This window comes from uncultured Cellulomonas sp. (genome assembly GCF_963527515.1).
Classification (GTDB): domain Bacteria; phylum Actinomycetota; class Actinomycetes; order Actinomycetales; family Cellulomonadaceae; genus Cellulomonas.
The window spans coordinates 1-3,163 of sequence record NZ_CAURTV010000187.1 but is presented as its reverse complement, the minus strand read 5'-3'; the positions used below and the strand labels follow the sequence as shown (position 1 = coordinate 3,163).

The 3,163-nt window shown below is 77.7% G+C and carries 1 protein-coding gene and 1 pseudogene; both read left to right on the top strand.

The window, feature by feature from the left end:
- Window positions 1-1,803 (top strand): FtsX-like permease family protein (locus RYN42_RS20100; RefSeq protein WP_315099387.1); only part of this gene is annotated, 1,803 nt, incomplete at its 5' end.
- Window positions 1,800-3,163: pseudogene (locus tag RYN42_RS20095) on the top strand (hypothetical protein); the annotation flags it as partial. The gene RYN42_RS20100 and the pseudogene RYN42_RS20095, both read left to right, overlap by 4 nt.

Here is a 3,163-nt window from a genome sequence, read left to right as displayed (position 1 = left end):
GTCCTGACGCTGCGGCTGCTGCCCGTGGTCGCCGCGGCCGGGGAGCGGCTCGCCGCCCGGAGCCGGTCGCTGGTGTCGCCGCTGGCGGCGTGGGAGGTCGGCCGACGGCCCGGACGGGCGGCCGGTGCGGTGCTGCTGCTGACCCTGGCGCTGGCGGTCGGGTCGTTCTCGCAGTCCTTCCTCGGCACGTGGCGGACGTCTCAGGCCGAGCAGGTGGACCTCGCCACGGGGACCGACGTGCGACTGGACCGGCTGGACGGCTCCGGGATCGCGCAGGCGGGCGTCGTGACCGGGCTGCCCGACGTGCAGGCCGCCAGCCCCGTGACGTTCCGGTCCGTCGACCTCGGGCAGCCTGCCGACTCCCCCACGGAGAGCCGGGGCCGGTCGGTGACCCTCCTGGCGCTCGACACCACCGCGGCCGACGCGCTGCTGCGCGGCCGGATCTCGCCGCCCTGGGGCACCATCGCCGCACCGCTGCAGCCCGCCGAGCCCGCTGCCGGTGTGGCCCTGCCCGGCTCCCCCGGCCGGCTCGTCGTGGACGTGGACAGCTCGCTGTCCCCCGCGGTGGGCGGGCTGCTGCTGGTCAGCCTCGTGGTGCAGGACCCGTGGGGGACGCGCACGCCCGTGGAGCTCCCGCCGGTGCCGCTGGTCGGCTCGTCGCCCGACGTCGAGGTCGCCCTGCCCGCCACCGCACCGGGCCTGCGGCTGGTCGGGGTCGTCGCGCAGACGCTCCCCGATCCCGACGACCCGTTCACCCCGGGCCTGGCGGACCTCCAGCTGGACGTGCGGGTGGGGAACCTGCGGGCGGTCGAGCGTGCGGCGGGGGCCACCGAGGACACCGTCACCCCCGTCGCGCTGACCGACGCGACCTGGAGCGTGCAGGGCGCCCTGCAGGAGGACAACGTCCGGCCCCTGCTGGCCGTGCGGACCGATTCCGGCGTCCTGCGCGTCACCGGGGCCATCGACCCCTTCGCTCTCCTGTTCGGGCGCTCCGGGTTCGCCGCCGCGACGTTCGCCGCACCCGGTCCGGTGCCCGTCGTGGTCACCGACACGCTGATGGCCTGGTTCTCCCTCGCGGTGGGCGACGAGCTCGAGCTCGACCTGGGCGGTGCACGCGTGCGGGTGGTCGTCGAGCGGGAGGTCGCCTACCTGCCCGGCCTGCCCACCGGCGCCGCGGTCCTGGCCGACCGCGACCTGCTGACGCGGGCGGCCCTGCTGGACTCGTCGACGGACCCGCTGCTCGACGAGTGGTGGCTCCAGGTCCTCGACGCGAAGGCGCCCGCGCTGGTCGAGGAGGTCCAGCAGGGTGACCTCGGCGTCGCCGTCGACCGGGCGACCGCCCGGGCCGTCGCCACCGACGGGCCGCTGCGCGTCGGGGTGCAGGCGGCGCTGTGGATCGTCACGGTCGCGTCGGTGGCGCTCGCCGTGGCCGGCTTCGCCATGAGCGCGACGGTGGCCGTGCGGACCCGGCGGCTCGAGCTGGCGCGCCTGCAGGCGCTCGGCGCCTCCCGCCCGGGCCTGGTGCGGTCCGTCCTGGTCGAGCACGCGATCCTCGGGGTGCTGGGCCTGGCGGCCGGACTGTCGCTGGGCGCCGTGCTGGGCCAGGTCGTCACCCCGCTGGTCACCGTGTCCGCCGCGGGGGGCAGGCCGATCCCCGCGGTGCTCGTGCAGTGGCCGTGGGCCACGCAGGGGGGGCTCGTGGTCGTCCTCGTGGTGCTCGTCGGCGGTGCGGTCGCCCTGACCACCAGCTCGCTGCTGCGGCGGGCGTCGGGCGAGCTCCTGCGGCTGGGGGACGAGCGATGAGCGCCACGACGCAGCGTGAGCGGACCTCGGTGGGGTGGCGCTCCACGACCGCCGACGCGGTGCTCGTCGCCCGCCGGCGCAGCCGCCAGGACGCCGGCCTGCTGGCGCTGGCGGCCGTGGTGCTGGCCGTCACGGTGCTCATCGCGCTGGCCGTCCCCCGGATCGTGCTGCGGACGGCGGACGAGGGCGTGCGCACCGCCGTGCAGGACGCGGGGACCGCTGCGGACGTCGTGACCGTGCTGGGCAGCGGGCCGGGCTTCGGCGACGTCGGCCCCGACGGCAGGCCCGAGCGCGTCGACGACGCCGCCACCCTGGTGGCCAACGCGGCGACGGCCATGCGGTCCTCGCTCCCGGCGCCGATCCGGGACGTGACCGGTCCGGTGGTGACCGCGGTGCGGAGCGCCCCGCTCACCGCGCGGCGAGGCGACGACCTGCTGTCCACCCGGCTGGTGCACCTCGGCACGCCGACCACCTCCGACCCGGTCGTCCGGTGGGTCGCGGGGCGCGCGCCGGACGAGGCCCCCGAGCGCCCGCCCGGGTCGACGGAGCCGCGCGTGGTCGAGGTCGGGATGTCCGCCGCGGCCGCCGACCGGCTCGGCCTCCTCGTCGGCCAGCGCCTCCCCCTGCAGGGCCCGACCCGCGGCGACGTCGAGGCGGTCGTGACCGGCCTGTACGAGCCTGCCGACCCCGCGTCGCCGGTGTGGTCGACCCACGCGGACCTGCTCGACCTGCTGCCGCCACCGGCCACCGGCACGGTCGTCGGCCGCGCAGGCCTGCTCACCTCGGACGACTCCCTGCCCGACGCGATGCTCGCCCTGGCGTCGGCACAGTCGACCACCATGGCCTTCCGGTTCCCCGCCGACCCGGAGGGGCTGCGCGCCACCGACACCCGGCGGATCGCGCGCGCGGTCACGCAGCTCGTCGCGGTGCCGACTCCGCTGACCGGGTCGGACGGACGCACCCCGACGGTCGAGAGCGAGCTGGACGGCGTCCTGCGCGGGGCCGACGTCCGCCTGGTCGCGGCGACCGCCCAGACGTCGGTGCTGCTCGTCGGCCTCGCTGCGGTCGGGGCCCTCACGCTGGTCCTCGCCGCGCGGCTGCTGGTGGTCCGCCGGGAGACGTTCCTGCTCGCCGAGCGCGCTCGCGGGGCGTCGGTGGCGTCGGTGGCGGTGCGAGCGCTGGTCGAGAGCGTGCCGCTCGTGACCCTCGCCACGGCGGTCGGTGCCGCCGGCGCGTGGCTGGTCGTCCCGGACGCGCGAGGCTCCTGGGCCGTGGCGGCGGCGATCGTCGTGGTCGCCGCGACCGCCCCCGCGATCGCCTCGGCCGGGGGCGTATACACCTCGGGCGCGGCGGCCGCGGG